Annotated in this window: 14 protein-coding genes; 5 read left to right on the forward strand and 9 right to left on the reverse strand. The window is 72.4% G+C overall.

Translation table 11 applies throughout. The annotated features are described in order from the left end of the window. Positions 1–111: 111 nt before the first annotated feature. The 3 genes from paaI to ACFVTR_RS08165 all read left to right on the forward strand — a co-directional run bounded on the left by paaI (position 112) and on the right by ACFVTR_RS08165 (position 2,573). Positions 112–522 (forward strand): hydroxyphenylacetyl-CoA thioesterase PaaI, encoded by a 411-nt coding sequence (paaI, locus tag ACFVTR_RS08155; protein ID WP_387036317.1) that lies wholly within the window; start codon positions 112–114, stop codon positions 520–522. A 95-nt stretch (positions 523–617) separates the two neighbouring features. Next, positions 618–1,877 carry a phenylacetate--CoA ligase PaaK gene (paaK, locus tag ACFVTR_RS08160; protein ID WP_387036605.1) on the forward strand — a complete coding sequence of 420 codons (1,260 nt, stop codon included), beginning with the start codon at positions 618–620 and terminating at the stop codon, positions 1,875–1,877. A gap of 66 nt (positions 1,878–1,943) precedes the next feature. After that, complete coding sequence (locus ACFVTR_RS08165) at positions 1,944–2,573, forward strand: TetR/AcrR family transcriptional regulator (RefSeq protein WP_157422832.1); 630 nt, start codon at positions 1,944–1,946, stop codon at positions 2,571–2,573. 9 nt (positions 2,574–2,582) lie between these two features. On the opposite strand, the gene ACFVTR_RS08170 is transcribed toward ACFVTR_RS08165, so the two are convergent. After that, the gene (locus ACFVTR_RS08170) at positions 2,583–2,768 is read right to left on the reverse strand and encodes a hypothetical protein (protein ID WP_387036319.1); all 186 of its coding nucleotides are present in this window, start codon (positions 2,766–2,768) and stop codon (positions 2,583–2,585) included. Between the two features lie 152 nt (positions 2,769–2,920). Next, positions 2,921–5,986, reverse strand: coding sequence for a DUF5979 domain-containing protein (locus tag ACFVTR_RS08175; protein ID WP_387036321.1), 3,066 nt, complete (start codon positions 5,984–5,986; stop codon positions 2,921–2,923). Between the two features lie 392 nt (positions 5,987–6,378). Here ACFVTR_RS08175 and ACFVTR_RS08180 point away from each other — a divergent pair, with 392 nt between their 5' ends. Further along, positions 6,379–8,502, forward strand: a complete 2,124-nt coding sequence (locus ACFVTR_RS08180; RefSeq protein WP_387036324.1) for a DEAD/DEAH box helicase — start codon at positions 6,379–6,381, stop codon at positions 8,500–8,502. Positions 8,503–8,769: 267 nt separating this feature from the next. Here the strand turns inward: ACFVTR_RS08180 and paaZ are convergent, their stop codons facing one another. From paaZ to ACFVTR_RS08215, 7 genes are all read right to left on the reverse strand, one after another. Beyond that, positions 8,770–10,848 carry a phenylacetic acid degradation bifunctional protein PaaZ gene (gene paaZ / locus ACFVTR_RS08185; protein ID WP_387036326.1) on the reverse strand — a complete coding sequence of 693 codons (2,079 nt, stop codon included), beginning with the start codon at positions 10,846–10,848 and terminating at the stop codon, positions 8,770–8,772. A 17-nt stretch (positions 10,849–10,865) separates the two neighbouring features. Further along, positions 10,866–11,762: a 3-hydroxyacyl-CoA dehydrogenase family protein gene (locus tag ACFVTR_RS08190; RefSeq protein ID WP_387036328.1), complete on the reverse strand. Its 897-nt coding sequence runs from the start codon at positions 11,760–11,762 to the stop codon at positions 10,866–10,868. Continuing rightward, positions 11,759–12,508, reverse strand: a complete 750-nt coding sequence (locus tag ACFVTR_RS08195) for an enoyl-CoA hydratase/isomerase family protein (protein WP_387036330.1) — start codon at positions 12,506–12,508, stop codon at positions 11,759–11,761. Before ACFVTR_RS08195 ends, ACFVTR_RS08190 begins: the two co-directional genes overlap by 4 nt. Then, positions 12,508–13,704, reverse strand: coding sequence for an acetyl-CoA C-acyltransferase (locus ACFVTR_RS08200; protein WP_387036332.1), 1,197 nt, complete (start codon positions 13,702–13,704; stop codon positions 12,508–12,510). Before ACFVTR_RS08200 ends, ACFVTR_RS08195 begins: the two co-directional genes overlap by 1 nt. Positions 13,705–13,858: 154 nt before the next feature. Continuing rightward, complete coding sequence (locus tag ACFVTR_RS08205) at positions 13,859–14,431, reverse strand: hypothetical protein (protein ID WP_387036334.1); 573 nt, start codon at positions 14,429–14,431, stop codon at positions 13,859–13,861. Positions 14,432–14,438: 7 nt separating this feature from the next. Next, positions 14,439–14,852 (reverse strand): DUF4383 domain-containing protein, encoded by a 414-nt coding sequence (locus ACFVTR_RS08210; RefSeq protein ID WP_387036336.1) that lies wholly within the window; start codon positions 14,850–14,852, stop codon positions 14,439–14,441. 119 nt (positions 14,853–14,971) lie between these two features. Continuing rightward, positions 14,972–15,634 carry a fasciclin domain-containing protein gene (locus tag ACFVTR_RS08215; RefSeq protein WP_387036338.1) on the reverse strand — a complete coding sequence of 221 codons (663 nt, stop codon included), beginning with the start codon at positions 15,632–15,634 and terminating at the stop codon, positions 14,972–14,974. 142 nt (positions 15,635–15,776) lie between these two features. On the opposite strand from ACFVTR_RS08215, the gene ACFVTR_RS08220 reads away from it, so the two are divergent. Next, a complete protein-coding gene (locus ACFVTR_RS08220) occupies positions 15,777–17,522 on the forward strand; it encodes a cytochrome c biogenesis protein CcdA (RefSeq protein ID WP_387036340.1) in 1,746 nt (581 codons plus the stop codon). Position 17,523: the final 1 nt, after the last annotated feature.

Genomic DNA, 17,523 nt, shown 5'->3' on the forward strand with positions numbered 1-17,523 from the left:
CGCGAATGACGGCGCCACGTGGCATCCGCCATTACTAACCGATCGTTCAGTTAGTATATAGTCATCGTCAGCGTCGCAGCAACGACGCGCGAACTCGAAGAGGAGTCGAACATGACGGATGCCGCGACCGCCCCGAACCGCGCGATGATGCAGCGCGACCTCGCCTCAGCGGCGCTCGGCATGGTCGTCGAACACGACGACCCGGGCCACGCCGTCGTCTCGATGCAGGTGCGCGACGACATGACCAACGGCTTCGGCATCACCCACGGCGGACTCGTCTTCACCCTCGCCGACACCGCCTTCGCGATCGCCTGCAACGAGGACGAGAACGTCACCGTCGCCGCGGGCGCCGACATCACCTTCCTGAAGTCCACCGTCGCGGGGCAGACCCTCACCGCGACCGCCGTCCGCCGCACCCGGTCGGGCCGCACCGGACTCTACGACGTCTCGGTCGTCGACGAGCACGGCGACGCGGTCGCCGAGTTCCGCGGCCGTTCCATCTCCACCAACCGCACCCTCTGACCAGCACGGAGTCCCACGTGTCGACGACGACCACCTCCCCCACCGTCTCGGGCCTCGTGCCCCCTCGCCCCGACGAGCTCGACCCCGAGGAGCGGATGACCCGCGCCGAACTCGAGGCTTTGCAGCTCGAGCGGCTGCAGCAGACCGTCGCGCACGCCTACGCGAACGTGCCCCTCTACACGGCGAAGTTCGACGCGGCGGGGGTGCACCCCCGCGACATCCAGACCCTCGCCGACGTCGCGAAGCTGCCCTTCACCACCAAGGAGGACCTGCGGCAGACCTACCCGTTCGGCATGTTCGCCGTGCCGATGGCCGAGGTCGCGCGCATCCACGCCTCGAGCGGCACCACCGGGCGGCCCACCGTCGTCGGCTACACGAAGGGCGACCTCGACCGCTGGGCCACCCTCGTCGCCCGCTCGCTCCGCGCGAGCGGGGTGCGCCCCGGCATGAAGGTGCACAACGCCTACGGCTACGGTCTGTTCACCGGCGGCCTCGGTGCGCACGCCGGCATCGAGAAGCTCGGCGCCACCGTCATCCCGATGTCAGGCGGCCAGACGGCCCGCCAGGTGCAGCTCATCGTCGACTTCGAGCCCGACGCGATCCTCTGCACACCGAGCTACCTGCTCACGATCGCCGACGCCATGGTCGCGGCCGGCATCGACCCGCGCTCGACCTCGCTCAAGACGGCGGTGCTCGGCGCCGAGCCGTGGACGAACGAGATGCGCCACGAGCTCGAGCAGCGGCTCGGCATCGACGCCCTCGACATCTACGGGCTCAGCGAGGTCATGGGCCCCGGCGTCGGCAACGAGTGCATCGAGACGAAGGACGGCCCCCACATCTGGGAGGACCACTTCCTCCCCGAGATCATCGATGGCGACACGGGTGCCGTGCTCGGCGACGGCGAGATGGGCGAGCTCGTCTTCACCTCGCTCACGAAGGAGGCGTTCCCGGTCATCCGCTACCGCACGCGCGACCTCACGCGCCTGCTGCCCGGCACCGCCCGCCCCGCGATGCGCCGCATCGAGAAGATCACCGGCCGCAACGACGACATGATCATCCTGCGCGGGGTCAACCTCTTCCCGACGCAGATCGAGGAGATCGTGCTCGGCATCGAGCAGCTCACCCCGCACTTCATCCTCGAGCTCACCCGCGAGGGCCGCATGGACGCCATGACCGTGCGCATCGAGCGCCACCCCGACCTCTCGCGCGAGGTGTGCGAGGCGGCGACCGAGGTGCTCGCGAAGCGCATCAAGGTGCTCATCGGCTCGACCGTCGAGGTGCGGCTCGAGGAGCCCGGCGCGCTGCCGCGCAGCGAGGGCAAGTACAAGCGGGTCTACGACCTGCGGGGTCAGTGAGGTCGGTCGCCGCGCGCCGAGCGGCGCAGCGGGGCACCGCAACCGGCGAGTGAGAGACTTGGGGCGATGAGCGAGAACGGATCACTCCGACGGGGCCGCCCGGGCTACGACCAGCAGGGCATCCTCGACGTCGCCGTCGCCGCCTTCAACCAGTACGGCTACGACGCGACCTCGATGGGCGTGCTCGCCGACCGGCTCGGCCTCTCGAAGTCGGCGATCTACCATCACTTCGCCTCGAAGGACGAGATCCTCGAGCGCGCCCTCGATGACGCGCTGAGCGCGCTCGAGGGGGTGCTCCACGACGCGGATGCCTCGGGCGGCCGCCCGGCCGATCGCCTCGACCTCGCACTCCGGGGTGCGGTGCACGTGCTCGTCGCGAAGCTGCCGACCGTCACGCTGCTGCTGCGCGTGCGCGGCAACACTGAGGTCGAACGCCGCGCCCTCGCCCGTCGCCGTGCCTTCGACCGGGCGATCACGGCCCTCGTCGAAGAGGCGCAGGCCGAGGGCACGCTGCGCAGCGACCTCGACGCGAGCGTCGTCGCGCGGCTCGTCTTCGGCATGATCAACTCGATCGTCGAGTGGTACCGGCCGGGCGGCCGCGAAGACGCCGACAAGCTCGCCGACGACGTCATCGCGATCGCGCTCGACGGGCTGCGAATGCCCGCCTCGAACCGGGTCCAGGAACTGCTCGGCTGAGGCTCGGCATCAGGCCGTCGCCCACCCACCCTCGGCGGCGGTGCGACGTGCACGACGGGGGCGGTGCCGCCGCGGCTCGGCGGGCGCCGGTTCGGCCTGCCGTTCGGCCGCAACGCGGCGGCGCTCGAGCTCGTGCGCGAGCCGCGCCTCCTCGGCGGCGCGGAGGTGGGGGAAGGTGCTCTCCGAGATCAACATGTCGACTCCTCCTGCTCGGTCGACTTCGAGCCTCCGCTCTGAGGTGGGGGCCAGGCATCCGGCGATCGCCTTAACTTCGCGAACGCAGCGCTGAGCCCGAGACGGAGCGGGCCGCGCACCCGGAGGATGCGCGGCCCGCTCGGCCTGTGCCGCTACGCGCGGCGGCGACGCGCCACGACGAACAGCAGGGCGCCGCCGAGCATCGCCAGGGCGCCGCCGGCGAGCGCGGGCACGAGGCCCTCGACGCCCGTCGAGGCGATCCGCTTCGCGGCGGGCAGCTCGAGCGTGTTCGTGAGCACGACCTCGACGACGGTGCCGTCACCGATCACGACCGTGTCGTCGCTGAACTCGGCGCCCGTCCAGCTCGCGCCGTCGACCTCGGCCGGAGCGGCCTCGGTCAGGGAGACGACCGCGCCGAAGGGGATCGGCTCGCTCGTCGCGGCCTCACCGTCGGCGCGCACGACGAGCACGCCCGAGCCGCCCTCGAAGCCGGGGCCGGAGGGGTACTCGTAGTGCACGGTGAACTGCGCGTCGACCGGCAGCTCGCCCGCGCCCGAGCCGGCGACGTCCTTGCGCACCGAGAACGCGCCCGAATTCAGTTCGAGCGTGTTCACCGCCACGACGTCGAGCTGCTCGTCCTTCGCGACGACGAAGGTGTTCGACGCCTCGAATCGGGGCGTCGTCCAGGTGCCGCCGGTGACCGCGCCGGGGTCGAGCTCGCGGAGCGTCACCACGGCGCCCGCGGGCACGTCGTCGACCGTCACCGTGCTGCCGTCGCCGGGCAGGACGATCTCGGTCGGTTCGAGGGCCTCGAAGCCCGGGCCGGCGGGGTACTCGTACGTGAAGGTGTACTCGTCGCCGGGCACCGCGAGGTGCGCACCGCTGCCCTCGACGCGCTTCTGCAGGGTGAAGGAACCGACGTCGCGCGTGATCGTGTTGGTCACCGTGACGACCACCGTCGTGCCGTCGCCGATCGTGACCGTCTCGGGCGAGAAGCCGCCGAGCCCCGTCCAGGTGCCGCCGACGACGGGGGCGGGCTCCGCCTCGCTCAGGCGCAGCACGGCGCCGTACGGCAGCGGCCCGCTCGTGGCCACCGAGCCGTCGGCCGAGACGGCGAGTTCGCCCTCGCCGGCCTCGAAGCCGATGCCGGCGTCGTACTCGTAGCGGACGGTGAAGGTGTCGGTCGCGGGCACGAGCGAGGTGCCCGTGCCGTCGAGCACCTTGGCGGCCGAGAAGTACCCCGAGTCGAGCGTCAGCTCGTTGTCGAGGTCGATCGTGATGCGGTTGTCCTTCACGACCGTGAAGGTCTTCTCGCTGAACACGGGCTCCTGCCAGGTGCCGCCCTCGACCTCCTCGAGCACCTCTTCGAGCGTCACGGCGGCGCCCGCCGGCAGGCCGTCGACGCGCGCGGCCTCGCCGCCCGCGGTCACCTCGACGGCGCCCTCCGCGCCCTCGTAGATGCCCTTCTCGACGTCGGCCGGGTACGACCACTTCACGGTGAAGACGGGGTCGTCGACGAGGCCCGCGGCGTCGCCGTCGAGGCGCTTGACGATCTCGAACGATCCGAGGTCGCGGCTGAGCGTGTTCGTCACCGACACCTCGACGTCGTCGCTCTCCGCACCGACCGTGACCTGGGCGGGCTCGATCACCGGCGCCTGCCAGCTCGCGCCGGGGATCGCCGCGGGGGCCGGCTCGTCGAACGTCACGACCGCACCGATCGGCAGCCCGGTGATCTCGACGCGCTCGCCGTCGAGCGGCAGCTGCACCGAACCGCCGCCGGCGGGGATACCCTTCGCGAGGTCGGCGGCCCAGCGGTAGCCCAGCGTGAAGGTCGTGTCCTCCGGGATCCGCATGGCGTCGGCGTTGACGACCGCCTTGCGGGCGCCGAGCGAGCCCGTGTCGAGGGTCGCCCGGTTCTGGAGGCGGATCTCGGTCACCTTGCCGAGGTTGCCGTTCGCCGACGAGAACGTCAGCTCGAGCCGCTCGGACTCCGTGCCGTCGGGAAGCACGAACACCGGGTCGGCCCAGGTGACGTTCGCCGGCTCGACGGGCGTGATCTCGTCGAGGGTGATCGTGGTGCCCTTGAAGAGCTCGTCGCTCATGAACGACTCGCCGGCGCGTAGCTCGATGGTGCGCTGCTCGGTGACCTCGCCCTCGAGCGTGGCCGTGTAGTTCACCGTGAACCGCGGCGTCAGCGTCGTGTCGCCGGCGAGCTCCTTGGTCAGCTCGAACTTGGCGAAGTTGCGGCCGACGACGGTGCCCGAGCCCGAGTAGCGGGTGGCGGTGCCGGTCGTCGTGCCGGGCGTGGTGCCCTCGATCTCGTAGCTCGCGGTGTTCGAGTAGGTCTTCGCCTTGCCTTCGTCGAGCACGCGCACGTTCCAGACGACCTGGTAGACGGAGCCCGAGATGCCCTGCTCGCCCGCAGGCGCGGCGGCGCCGAGGCCGGCGACGGAGGTGAAGTCGACGCGCCGGCGGTCGCCCGAGACGGTGACCTCACCGGCGGGCTTGCCCCGGAAGACCGGGTTCTGCCGGCCGAGCGAGTCGTCGGCGAGCGAAAGGGCCTCGTACACCTGGGGGTCGCCGATGATCTCGAAGACGGTCTCGTCGATCGCGTCGGTGACGCTGATGTGGCGGCCTGCGGGGATGCCGTCGGCCGGGGTCGGCAGGGTGACCCACCAGGTGATCGTGTCGGAGAGGTTGTGGTAGCTGCCGCTCTTCCAGGCACCCCATCCGCCGAACTCGCAGTTCTCGACGCAGCGCGAGGGGTTGGGATGCACCGTGGCGGGCGCCTCGACGTCGCCAAACTCGAAGACGTGCTCCTCGGTCTCGAGGTTCTCGAGCCACACCTGCGCGCGGAAGGTGAACTCGCCGCTCATCTCGAGCTCGTGGCCGTCGACGTAGTCGGGGTCGACCGTGCAGGTGATCTTCGACGTGGTGACGAGGCACTCGCCCGCGGGCTCGCCGTCCGGATCGAGCATGGCGAAGCGGTCCTCGTGGCCGGTGAGGCCGTCGGGCAGGTCCATGCTGACGCTGACGGGATTCATCGCTTCGCCCGGCACGCTCCACTTCACCGTGAGCTCCTGGCTGCTGCCGTCGTCGAACTCGCTGTGCACGAAGGCGACGTCGTCGATCGAGATCGGCGAGCCCTCGGCCGCGTTCGCCGCGAAGCCGACGGCGAGCACGTTCGCCGCGATACCGAGCAGGATCGCGACGAGCATCGCGACCGCCGTCCGTGCGCGAGCGAGGCGATTGGGGGGTGTTCCACTCTTGACGGTCGTCAACAGGCCATTCCTTCCGTTACGGGCGTCCGGAAACGGGATGCGTCGACGGGCGACGATCCCGCGACCCGGGAAGGCGCGACGGACGGCACGCGCGCGGAACACGCACGCGTGCGGCGGCGGCCGGGCTTCGGGTGCGCGGCCGCAGACGGTCCCCTCGGGTGAGGACGGACGGCGGTCGTCGCCGTCATGGAGGAGACGGCGGGGCGGTCGCTTCATGACGCGGCGAGACGACGGATGCCCCTGAGAATCCTCTGTGAGCAGTCGGCGTCGAGTGCCGCCCGGCCTGATCTGGACCCGCGCTGTCGGCGGCATCGGGCAGGCTGGAGGGCATGACGTCGCCGGCCGAGACCGACACCCGAACCGCAGCACTCGAGGCGCTGCGCGAGCTCGTCGGGCGCGACGACGCCGAGTTCCACGACGGGCAGTTCGAGGCGATCGAGGCGCTCGTCGAGGGCCGGCGCCGCGCCCTCGTCGTGCAGCGCACCGGCTGGGGCAAGTCGGCCGTGTACTTCGTCGCGACCCTGCTGCTGCGCCGCCGGGGCGGCGGGCCCACGGTGCTCGTGTCGCCGCTGCTCGCGCTCATGCGCGACCAGATCGCAGCTGCCGAGCGGGCCGGCGTGCGGGCCGTGGCCATCAACTCGACCAACCCGCACGAGTGGGGCGAGGTGCTCGCCCGGCTCGACCGCGACGAGGTCGACGTGCTGCTCGTCTCGCCCGAACGGCTCAACAACCCCGCGTTCCGCGACGAGCAGTTGCCCGCCCTCGTGCGGCGCATCGGCATGCTCGTCGTCGACGAGGCGCACTGCATCAGCGACTGGGGGCACGACTTCCGCCCCGACTACCGGCGCCTGCGCGAGCTCATTGCGCAGATGCCGGCCGAGGTGCCCGTGCTCGCCACCACCGCGACGGCGAACAGCCGGGTCGTGGCCGACGTCGCCGAACAGCTCGGCGGCGAGGCATCCGGTTCGCCGGACGGCGCCGGCGACGTCGTCACCATTCGCGGGCCACTCGCGCGCACCTCGCTGCGGCTCGGCGTGCTGCGACTGCCCGACTCGGCGAGCCGGCTCGCGTGGCTCGTCGGTCACCTCGACGAGCTGCCCGGCTCGGGCATCATCTACACGCTGACGGTGGCGGCGGCGAACGACACCGCCCGCCTGCTGCGCGAGCGCGGGCACGAGGTGCGGGCGTACACCGGGCAGACCGACCCCGACGAGCGGGCCGAGTCCGAGGGCATGCTGAAGCGCAACGAGGTCAAGGCGCTGGTGGCGACGAGCGCGCTCGGCATGGGCTTCGACAAGCCCGACCTCGGCTTCGTGCTGCACCTCGGGGCGCCGTCGTCGCCGGTCGCGTACTACCAGCAGGTGGGCCGTGCGGGGCGCGCGACCGAATCGGCCGACGTGCTGCTGCTGCCCGGCGTCGAGGACCGCGAGATCTGGCACTACTTCGCGACCGCCTCGATGCCCGACCGCGAACGCGCCGAACGGGTGATCGCCGCGCTCTCCGACGCCCCGGTCTCGACGCCCGCACTCGAGGCGATGGTCGACATCCGCCGTACTCCGCTCGAGCTGCTGCTGAAGGTGCTCGACGTCGACGGAGCGGTGCGGCGCGTGCAGGGCGGCTGGGTCGCGACCGGCGAGCCCTGGGTCTACGACGAGGAGCGCTATCGCCGCATCGCCGCCGAACGCCTCGCCGAGCAGCAGCACATGATCGAGTACGAGACCACCGACGGCTGCCGCATGGAGTTCCTGCAGCGCTCGCTCGACGATGCGACGGCGGCGCCCTGCGGGCGCTGCGACAACTGCGCGGGCATCTGGTATCCGACCACGATCGGCGCCGAGGCCTCGGCGACCGCGGCGAAGGCCCTCGACCGGGTCGGCGTGCCGATCGAACCCCGGCGCGCATGGCCGACCGGAGCCGACCGGCTCGGCGTGCCCGTGAAGGGCCGCATCTCCCCCGCCGAGCAGGCCGGCGAAGGGCGAGCGCTCGCCCGGCTCACCGACCTCGGCTGGGGCGGCACCCTCCGCGAGGTCTTCGCTGCGGGCGCCCCCGATGCGCCGTTGTCGCCGCAGCTCCTCGCTGCCTGCGTGCGGGTGCTCGCCGACTGGGGCTGGGCCGAACGGCCGGTCGCGGTCGTCGCGATGCCGTCGCGTTCGAAGCCCCTGCTCGTCGACTCACTCGCCCGCGGCCTCGCCGAGATCGGTCGGCTCCCCTACCTCGGCGCGCTCGAGCCCGTCGACGGCGGGCCGAGCGGGCAGCCCGGCGGCAACAGCGCGTTCCGCCTCGCCGGCGTCTGGGGGCGGTTCTCGGCCGCCGGCCTCGACGTGCCGGCCGGGCCGGTGCTGCTCGTCGACGACCTCGCCGACAGCCGGTGGACCCTCACGATCGCCGCCCGCGAGCTGCGCCTCGCCGGCGCCGCCGAGGTGCTGCCGTTCTCGCTCGCCCTGCGCGGCTGAGCCCGGAGCGCGCTCCTGGCCGGCTTCCGATCACGGCTGGCTCGAACGCGCACGACATGACGTCCGCTCTCACCAGACGGTCCCGCGCGGCGTCCACGACCGCCGGTCGCGGGTTCCCGCACCCCCGCGCCCCGGTACTTCGGTACTTCGGTACCGCTCCCTCGAACGGGAAATCCCCTGAGCGCGAACGCGGCGGGCGGCGGGCGGCGGGCGGCGGGCGGCGGGCGGCGGGCGGCGACATCGTCGCTGCCGCCGCCACGTCGCACGTCATGCTGCGGGCGCCTGCTCCTTCGCGACGAGCGTGAGCACGTCGTACGACGCCACCAGCTCGTCGTTCTGGTTGCGCAGCACCGCGTCCCACCGCACCTCGCCGTACTCGTCGGTCTCGCGGGGCGTGATCTGCTTGGCGGTGAGCTCGACGCGGATCGCATCGCCCGGCGAGACCGGCGTCACGAAGCGCAGATTCTCGAGGCCGTAGTTCGCGAGCACCGGGCCCGGCGCCGCGTCGACGAAGAGACCCGCCGCCCACGAGACGAGCAGGTAGCCGTGCGCCACCCGGCCCGGGAAGAACGGGTTGGCCGCCGCGGCCTCCTCGTCCATGTGGGCGTAGAAGGTGTCGCCCGTGAAGTTCGCGAAGGTCTCGATGTCCTCGAGCGTGACCGTGCGCGAGCCGCTCACGACCTGGTCGCCGAGCCGCAGTTCGGCGAGCGACTTGCGGAAGGGGTGCACGCCGTCGGCCTGCGAGGCCGCGCCCTGGTGCCAGACGCCGGTGAGCGCCGTGAGCATCTCGGGCGAACCCTGCACGGCGGTGCGCTGCATGTGGTGCAGCACCGCACGGATGCCGCCGAGCTCCTCGCCGCCGCCGGCTCGGCCGGGGCCGCCGTGCACGAGGTTCGGCAGCGGCGAGCCATGACCGGTCGACGTGCGGGCGTCGTCGCGGTCGAGGAAGAGCACCCGGCCGTTGTACGCGGCGATCCCCGAGGCCAGCTCCACGGCGACCGCGGGGTCGTACGTCGCGACGCTCGTGACGAGCGAGCCGCCGCCGCGGGCGACGAGCGCCGAGGCCTCGGCGAGCGAGCCGTAGCCGACGATCGACGAGACGGGGCCGAAGGCCTCGACCTCGTGCAGCGCGGGGCTCTGCGCATCGGCGAAGCGCAGCAGCATCGGCGCGACGAACGCGCCGTCGGGCGCCGTGCCGGTCGAGCCGTCGGCGAGGGCGACCTCCGGGGCATCCGTCGACCCGATGACGAGCTCGCCGCCCGCGGCGGTGAGCCGGCCGACCTGGCGCAGCACCTCGTCGCGCTGGGCGGTCGAGGCGAGCGGGCCCATGGTGACGCCCTCGGCGCGCGGGTCGCCGACGACGACGCGCTCGGCGATGCGGGCGCGCACCGCGTCGATGACGGCGTCGACGGAAGCCTCGGGCACGATCGCGCGGCGGATCGCCGTGCACTTCTGCCCCGCCTTCGTCGTCATCTCGACGACGAGCTGCTTGACGTACGCGTCGAACTCGGGGGTGCCGGCGACGGCGTCGGTGCCGAGGATCGACGCGTTGATCGAGTCGGTCTCGCTCGTGAAGCGCACCCCGCCGGTCTGCACGGCGTCGTGGGCGCGCAGGCGCTCGGCCGTCGACGCCGAACCCGTGAACGCGACGAGGTCGCCGAGCCGCAGGTGGTCGAAGAGCGTCGGCACGCTGCCGGAGACGAGCTGCAGCGAGCCCTCGGGCAGCAGGCCCGACTCGACGAGGATGCGCACCATGTGCTCGGCGAGGTAGCCGGTCGGGGTCGCGGGCTTCACGACCGTGGGCATGCCGGCGAGGAACGCGGGCGCGAACTTCTCGAGCGAGCCCCACACGGGGAAGTTGAAGGCGTTGATCTGCACGGCGACACCGGGCAGGCTGGTGTAGATATGCCGGCCGAGGAATGAGCCGTCCTTCGAGAGGTTCTCGACGGCGCCGTCGAGGTAGACCTTCGCGTTCGGCATCTCGCGGCGCCCCTTGCCCGAGAAGGTGAAGAGCACGCCGATGCCGCCGTCGATGTCGACCCACGAGTCCGACTTCGTGGCACCGGTGCGGCTCGACAGCGCGTACAGCTCAGCCTTGCGCTCGGTGAGCACGAGGGCCATCTGCTTGAGCAGCACGGCCCGCTGGTGGAAGGTGAGCGCGCCGAGCGACGCCTGGCCCACGGTGCGCGCGAACTCGAGCGCGGCGCCGAGGTCGAGCCCCTCCGTCGAGACGCGCACGACGACCTCGCCGGTCGAGGCGTCGCGCACCTCGGTCGCGGTGGCCGCAGCGGACGCCTCGGGCGTCCACCACTCGCCGTTGACGTAGCTCGGCAGCATCTCGGTCATCGTGTTCCCTTCATGCCTCACGAGGCATCCCACTGGTAGAAGCCCTCGCCGCTCTTGCGGCCGAGCTTGCCCTCGGCGACCATACGTCGCAGCAGGGCGGGCGGTTCGAATCGGTCGCCGAGCGTCTGCGCGAGGTACTCGGCGATGCCGAGCCGCACGTCGAGGCCGACGAGGTCGGTCAGCTTCAGCGGACCGACGGGGTGCTTGTAGCCGAGGGTCATCGCCGCGTCGATGTCTTCGGCGGACGCGACGCCCTCCTCGAGCATGCGAATGGCCTCGAGCCCGAGCATCACGCCGAGGCGCGACGAGGCGAAGCCCGGGGCATCCGCGACGACGATGGGGGTCTTGCCGATCGCGCGCACCCAGCCGCGCGCCTCGTCGACGAGCGCCGGGTCGGATGCCTCGCCGCGCACGATCTCGACGAGGGTCGACGCCGGTACGGGGTTGAAGAAGTGCATGCCGACGAAGCGCGCCGGCCGGTCGAGCAGGGCGGCCAGCTGGTCGATCGAGATCGACGAGGTGTTCGACGCGAGCGCCGCCTCGGGGGCGAGCACGCGCTCGACGCGGGTGAGGGCGTCGATCTTGAGCTCGAGATCCTCGGGCACGGCCTCGACGACGAGCCCGCAGCTCGCGAAGTCGGCGACGTCGGTGCTCGTGGCGAAGCGGGCGGCGTAGGCCGCCGCATCCTCGTCGGCGGTGCCGCGCGCGACCGAGGCCTCGACCGAGTCGAGCACGCGCTGGGCGGCCGCCGCGGCGGCGTCGGCGTCGCGCTCGACGATCGTGACCCGCGAGCCTGCGAGCAGGAACGCGTGCGCGATCCCCGCGCCCATCCGGCCGCCGCCGAGCACGCCGACCGCGGCGGGCGCGCCGGTCGCAGTCGCCGTCGCGGAACCCTGTTCGTGCACGTCGCTCACTTCTGCTTCCTCTCGAGGAACTCGGTCATGCGGCGCATCTTCTCGGGGCTCTCGAAGAGCACGGCCTGCTCCTCGAGGTCGACCGCGGGGTGCGCCTCGCGCGGCGCGCGGAACACGCGCTTGGTCGCCATCGTCGCGGCCCGGTCGTTGCGGGCGATGCGGTCCGCGATCGCGTGGGCTGCGGGCAGCAGCTCGTCGGCGGGGTGCACCTCGCTCACGAGCCCGATCTCCTGCGCCTCGTCGGCCCCGATCGTGCGCCCGGTGAGCAGCAGCTCGATCGCCCGGGCGTCGCCGACGATCTCCTTGAGGCGCCAGCTCGCGCCGGCGGCGGCGATGATGCCGAGGCCGGTCTCGGGGTTGCCGATCTTCAGCGAGGGCGTCGCGATGCGGAGGTCGGCGGCGTACGCGAGTTCGGCGCCGCCCCCGAGCGCGTAGCCGTCGAGCGCGGCGATCACGGGCATCGGCAGCAGCGCGATGCGCACGAAGGCGTTCGCGTTGATGCCGGCGCGGGCGTCGTCGGCGCGGCGGTCGCGGAGCTGGGCGATGTCGGCGCCCGAGGCGAAGACTCCCCCGGCGCCGGTGAGGATGAGCGTGCGCGGGATCGCCTCGAGCTCGGCGCAGAGCACGTGCAGGGCGTCGATCGTCGACTGGTCGATCGCGTTGCGCTTGTCGGGCCGGTTGAGCGTGGCGACGACGCGGTCGTCGTGCCGTTCGACGAGGAGCGGCCCCGTGGCATCCGCCCGCATCAGACGCGCTCCACGATGAGGGCGCTGCCCTGGCCGACGCCGACGCACATGGTGGCGAGGCCGTAGCGCGAGCCCTCGCGCTCCATGCGACCGAGCAGGGTGACGACGAGGCGCGAGCCCGACGAGCCGAGCGGATGCCCCAGGGCGATCGCACCCCCGTCGGCGTTCACCCGCTCGGGGTCGAGCCCGAGGCGTCGCATCGAGGCGAGCGACTGCGTTGCGAACGCCTCGTTGAGCTCGACCGAGCCGATCTGGTCGAGGTCGAGCCCGGCCCGCTCGAGCGCCTTCTCGGTCGCAGGGACGGGCCCGAGGCCCATGATCTCGGGAGCGAGCCCGGCCGAGGTGCCGACGACGATGCGCGCGCGCGGCGTGAGCCCGTAGCGTTCGACCGCCGCGGCGCTCGCGACGAAGATGGCGCTCGCACCGTCGTTCAGGGCGCTCGAGTTGCCGGCGGTCACCACCGAACCGCCCGCGACGACCGGCCGGAGCCCGGCGAGCACCTCGAGGGTGGTCTCGGGGCGCGGGCCCTCGTCGACGAGCACCTCGCCGCGATGCGTCGGCACGCCGACGATCTCGGCCTCGAATCGTCCGGCGGCGATGGCGGCGACCGCCCGCTGCTGGGAGCGCAGCGCGAAGGCGTCGGCGTCCTCGCGGGTGATGCCGTCGACGCGGGCGACCTCCTCGGCCGTCTCGGGCATCGAGAAGGTGGCCTTGTCGCGGGCGAGGAGCTTCGGGTTCGGGAACCGCCAGCCGATCGAGGTGTCGTACTGCGCACCGGGCTTGGCGAACGCCCGATCGGGCTTCTGCTGCACCCAGGGCGCACGGGTCATCGACTCGACGCCGCCCGCGAGGACGAGGTCGGCGTCGCCGGCGCGCACCGCTTGCGCGGCCATGGTGATGGCCGACATGCCCGATGCGCAGAGGCGGTTCACGGTGATCCCGGGCACCTCGTCGGGCAGCCCCGCGAGCAGCACGGCCATGCGCGCGACGTTGCGGTTGTCCTCGCCGGCCTGGTTCGCTGCGCCGAGGATGACCTCGTCGATCGCGCCGAGTTCTCCGGCGACGTCGAGTCCTGCGCGCCGCACGGCCTCGCCGACGACGAGCGCCGCGAGGTCGTCGGGTCGCACGCCCGCGAGCGCGCCGCCGTAACGGCCGACCGGGGTGCGCACCCCGCCGACGAGATAGGCCTCTGCCATGTTCACTCCTGACCGCACTGTCTTCGAGAACGCTGCTCCCAGCGTAGGCAGGGGTTCGCGGCATCCGCACGGTCGGAATTCCTGACCGACCGTTCAGGTAGTAATTATGGCAAACGGATGCCCCGTCCGCCACTCGGCGGTCGGAGCCGGGAGCTCACGGGTGCCGGTGCCCCGGATCGTGCAGCTCGCCATGCGGGACCGCGAGCTCACCCGCCGCGGTGCCGGCGAGTGCGGGCGTCGCGAGCGCCGCGACGAGGGTCGCGCCCACGACGAGCCCCAAGAGCGTGCTCCGTTCGGGCGCGCTGCTGCGAGCACCTCGATGAGCCCGACGCACCTCGCCCGCGGCGCCGATCGCGACGACCACGATGAAGAGATCTGCGGCGAGGAGCGGCAGCACGGCGACGCCGAGCGGAGCGGCCGACCCCGTGGCGAGCAGCGCGCCCGAGGCCGCGAGCACCCCCATCGCCGTGGCGAGGGTCGCATGCGGCGCCGTCGCGCGCCCCTCGCGCAGCGCGAGCACGGCCCAGCCGAGTGCGGCGAGACCGCACCCGGCCAGGACGGCCCCCGCCGCGGCACCGCCGATGCCGGTTCCCCCTGCATCACCGGCGGCGCCGCTCGCGCTCGCGACGGCCCCCGCGGCCGTCGCGGTCAGCACGAGTCCGGCCCCGAGGGCGGCGAGCATCGGCCAGCCGCGCACGTGGCCGGGCAGCCGCGACCGCGACGACATCACGGTCCTACGCCGTGACGGCGCGGGTCGCCCCCGCGCGTTCGGTGCCGAGCCCGACGCCGATCAGCACCAGTGCGCTCGCGAGATGCAGGAAGTGGTCGGCGGTGTTCAGCGCGAGGATGTTCGCCGCGGTGCCCGCGAGGAAGAATCCGACGATGCCGAGCAGCAGGTAGGCCGCGCCGACGACGGTGTTGACGGTCTTCGCGGCGCGGGCGCTCACGAGTCCGGCGATGAGCAGCGCGCCGCCGATCAGCAGGTGGGCCACGTTGTGCAGCGGGTTGACCGCGAAGACGCCCAGCAGCAGGCCGCCCTGGGTCGAGATGAAGTCCATCCCGCCGGTGACGGCGAAGCCGAGCAGGCCGACGAGCAGGTAGACCGCGCCGAAGACGGTGGCGACGATTCGGTTCGGTGAGTTGCGCATGATTCCTCCTGGGAGTTCGGCGGCGGATGCCGCGTCGGATGGGATCCGGAACCGGTCGCCGCACCGGATCGCCACCCGTCGGGTCGGGCGGCGGACGGCCGGAGCGGCGACCGGGGTCCTCACATCGCCGGCATCAGCACCGAGTCGACGAGGTAGACGGTCGCGTTCGCGGTGTGCACGCCGCCGCAGATCACGGCCGCGTCGTTCACCATGAGCTCGTCGCCCGAGCCCGTGACCTCGACCGTCCCGCCCTGCACGGTGGTCTGCGTTCCGACCACCTCGTCGGGCGAGAGCTGGCCGGGCACGACGTGGTAGGTGAGGATCGACGTCAGCGTCGCCGCGTCGGTCTTCAGCGAGTCGATCGTGGCGGGGTCGATCTTCGCGAAGGCGTCGTCGACGGGCGCGAAGACGGTGAACTCGTCACCGTTCAGCGTGTCGACGAGGTCGACCTCCGGGTTGAGCTGTCCCGACACCGCGGCGACCAGGGTCGTCAGGAGCGGGTTGTTCGAGGCGGCGACGGCGACCGGGTCCTGGGACATGCCGACCACCGAGCCGGGGCCGTCGGGCACCTGTTCGGCGTAGCCGGCGCAGCCGGGTCCGACGAGGTCGGCGGCCGGGTCGGCCTCCATGGGCGCCTCGCTCGGCGTCGCCTCCTCCGACATGGCGGGCTCCTCGGACTCGGTGGCGGTGCCGCCCATGCTGCAGCCGGCGAGGCCGAGTGCGGCGACGGCCGTGATCGAGAACACGGCGAGTGCTGTGCGAGTGCTGCGGATGGATCGCATGGATCTCCTCCTTCGAGTGCGCGGCCCCGAGCGGACCGTCAGGAGGGATTCGGAGGCCGTGGCGACGCGGATTGGAACTCCTTCCGCCAATCGGTTCGACCGACGGCTCCGAATCACGTTCGACCCACGAAACGAGGTACCCGTGCTCGCTCTCGCCCTCATCGGACTCGCCGGCGGCCTGATCACCGGCATCTCGCCGTGCATCCTGCCGGTGCTGCCCGTCATCCTCCTCTCCGGCGGCGCCCAGAGCGCACGCGCCGAGGGACCCGGCGGCGCGCGAGGCACGTCCGCCGACGCGCCTCGCTCACCGAGCCGCTGGCGCCCCTACCTCGTCATCGCCGGCCTCGTGGTGAGCTTCAGCGTCGTCACCCTCGTCGGATCGCTGCTGCTCGGCCTGCTGGGCCTCCCGCAGGACGTGCTGCGCTGGGCCGGCCTCGTCGTGCTCGCCCTCATCGGCATCGGCCTCATCGTGCCGCGCTTCGAGGAGCTGCTCGAGCGCCCGTTCTCGTGGATCCCGCGCAAGGCGGTCGGCACCGACCGCGGCGGGTTCGGCCTCGGCTTCGCGCTCGGCGCGGTGTACGTGCCGTGCGCGGGACCCGTGCTCGCGGCGATCACCGTCGCCGGTTCGACCGGCCGCGTCGGCGTCGAGACCGTCGTGCTGACCCTCTCGTTCGCGGTCGGCGCCGCCGCGCCGCTCCTGTTCTTCGCGCTCGCGGGGCGTGGCATGGCCGAGCGGCTCGCGACCTTCCGTCGTCACCAGCGCGGCATCCGCATCACGGGCGGCGTCGTCATGATCGCCCTCGCCGTCGGCCTCGCCGTCAACCTTCCGCAGCTCCTGCAGCGACTCGTCCCCGACTACACGGCCGAGCTGCAGCAGCAGCTCGCCGACTCGGAGGAGGTGACCGAGGCGCTCGACCTGGGCGGCCTCGTCACCGACGAGAACCGGGAGCTGTCGAAGTGCACGAACGGTGCGGCCGAACTCGAGTCGTGCGGCACAGCGCCGTCGATCCGCGGCATCCAGCAGTGGTTCAACACCGACGGGGCATCCGTCGACCTCGAGGCGCTTCGCGGTCGCGTCGTGCTCGTCGACTTCTGGGCCTACTCCTGCATCAACTGCCAGCGCTCGATCCCCCACGTCGTCGCGTGGGACGAGGCCTACCGCGACGCCGGGCTCTCAGTCGTCGGCATCCACTCGCCCGAGTACGCCTTCGAGAAGGAGCCGCGGAACGTGGCCGCCGGCATCGAGGCGTTCGGCATCGACTACCCGGTCGCGCTCGACAACTCGCTCGCGACCTGGACGAACTACCGCAACCGCTACTGGCCCGCCCACTACCTGATCGACGCGAGCGGCACCGTGCGGCAGGTCGCGTTCGGCGAGGGCCACTACGAGTGCACCGAGCGACTGATCCGCGAACTCCTCGCGGACGCGCAGCCCGACGTCGCATTGCCCGCCCCGACGGATCTCGCCGACGAGACCCCCGCAGCGGGGGCGACCACCCCCGAGACCTACCTCGGCACGACCAAGCAGGTGAACTTCGCGGGCGACGAGGCCTACCGCCGCGCGACGACGAGCTTCGCGCTGCCGGCGGACCAGCCCCGCGACAGCTTCGCCCTCGCGGGCGACTGGGCGCTCGGCACCCAGTCGATCACGCCCGCCTCCGGTGCCGGCGAGGCATCCGTACGCCTGGAGTACACCGCCCGCGAAGTGCGGATGGTGCTCGCCGGCGAAGGCGTCGTCCTCGTCCGGGATGGAGATCGCGAGGAACGGATCGAGGTCTCGGGCGTGCCGCGGTCGTATGCACTGCGCGAATCGGATGCCTCGGGCACCGGCTCGCTCACCGTCGAGATCCCCGCCGGGGTCGAGGCCTTCTCCTTCACGTTCGGATGAT

The sequence above is a fragment of the Agromyces sp. NPDC058126 genome (assembly GCF_042884595.1).
Taxonomy (GTDB): domain Bacteria; phylum Actinomycetota; class Actinomycetes; order Actinomycetales; family Microbacteriaceae; genus Agromyces.

Coding starts and splice junctions, on each gene's coding strand:
- ACFVTR_RS08175 (WP_387036321.1), bottom strand. CDS start 5,986: ATGCTCGTCGCGATCCTGCTCGGTATCGCGGCGAACGTGCTCGCCGTC.
- ACFVTR_RS08165 (WP_157422832.1), top strand. CDS start 1,944: ATGAGCGAGAACGGATCACTCCGACGGGGCCGCCCGGGCTACGACCAG.
- ACFVTR_RS08210 (WP_387036336.1), bottom strand. CDS start 14,852: ATGCGCAACTCACCGAACCGAATCGTCGCCACCGTCTTCGGCGCGGTC.
- ACFVTR_RS08205 (WP_387036334.1), bottom strand. CDS start 14,431: ATGTCGTCGCGGTCGCGGCTGCCCGGCCACGTGCGCGGCTGGCCGATG.
- ACFVTR_RS08170 (WP_387036319.1), bottom strand. CDS start 2,768: ATGTTGATCTCGGAGAGCACCTTCCCCCACCTCCGCGCCGCCGAGGAG.
- ACFVTR_RS08200 (WP_387036332.1), bottom strand. CDS start 13,704: ATGGCAGAGGCCTATCTCGTCGGCGGGGTGCGCACCCCGGTCGGCCGT.
- paaZ (WP_387036326.1), bottom strand. CDS start 10,848: ATGACCGAGATGCTGCCGAGCTACGTCAACGGCGAGTGGTGGACGCCC.
- ACFVTR_RS08195 (WP_387036330.1), bottom strand. CDS start 12,508: ATGCGGGCGGATGCCACGGGGCCGCTCCTCGTCGAACGGCACGACGAC.
- paaK (WP_387036605.1), top strand. CDS start 618: ATGACCCGCGCCGAACTCGAGGCTTTGCAGCTCGAGCGGCTGCAGCAG.
- ACFVTR_RS08180 (WP_387036324.1), top strand. CDS start 6,379: ATGACGTCGCCGGCCGAGACCGACACCCGAACCGCAGCACTCGAGGCG.
- paaI (WP_387036317.1), top strand. CDS start 112: ATGACGGATGCCGCGACCGCCCCGAACCGCGCGATGATGCAGCGCGAC.
- ACFVTR_RS08215 (WP_387036338.1), bottom strand. CDS start 15,634: ATGCGATCCATCCGCAGCACTCGCACAGCACTCGCCGTGTTCTCGATC.